General features: G+C 48.0%; 1 protein-coding gene. It reads left to right on the plus strand.

What is annotated here, in order from left to right; genetic code table 11:
* The first annotated feature begins 55 nt into the window (after positions 1-55).
* On the plus strand, positions 56-691 hold the full coding sequence (locus V8P86_RS18860) for an IS6 family transposase (RefSeq protein ID WP_336328838.1): 636 nt from the start codon (positions 56-58) through the stop codon (positions 689-691).
* Positions 692-700 lie beyond the last annotated feature (9 nt).

Raw genomic sequence — 700 nt, forward strand, 5'->3', positions numbered from 1 at the left:
CACGCGCTGTTCAGATAAGGATTGAAGAGTGAGGCGGAGCGTTTTCAAAGTGTCTATGCCCGAAAACACCCGCCTCAGTGGTAGTATCGCCCAGTTTGACTTAGATTTTGTGGAGCGAGAAGCAACACCACGACTGTTGATGAAGCTCAGTATTCAACTCCATCTCGCTGTCTTATCATTATCTAATATTGTTTCTACTCTCGAAATATTTGGTGTTAAACGCGCACGATCTACCATTCATAATTGGGTTCACAAGGCTGATTTACAGCCCACACCTGGACACAAGCCGAATCACGTTACGGTTGACGAAACCGTGATTCGACTCAACGACGAACAATACTGGCTGTACGCTGCTGTCGATCCTGAAACAAACGAATTACTCCATACACAGCTTGAGGCGACGACAAACAGCGTTCTTGCACAGCAGTTTCTCGCTGAACTCCGCGAGAAACACGACGTTGACAAAGCGTTGTTTCTCATCGATGGCTCGCTCTCATTGAAAGACGCCTGCTCTCGACAAAATCTCGATCTCCGTGTCGAACGCCACGGAGATCGCAACAGCGTCGAACGTGTCTTTCGAGAGGTGAAACGACGAACCTATTCGTTTTCAAACTGTTTCAGCAACGCCAAAGCAGAAACTGCTGACGAGTGGTTGCGTAGATTTGCCTTCGCGTGGAATCAGCTTATCTGAACACCATGG

Source organism: Halovenus anhuiensis (assembly GCF_037080055.1).
Taxonomy (GTDB): domain Archaea; phylum Halobacteriota; class Halobacteria; order Halobacteriales; family Haloarculaceae; genus Halovenus.

Coding starts and splice junctions, on each gene's coding strand:
- V8P86_RS18860 (WP_336328838.1), top strand. CDS start 56: ATGCCCGAAAACACCCGCCTCAGTGGTAGTATCGCCCAGTTTGACTTA.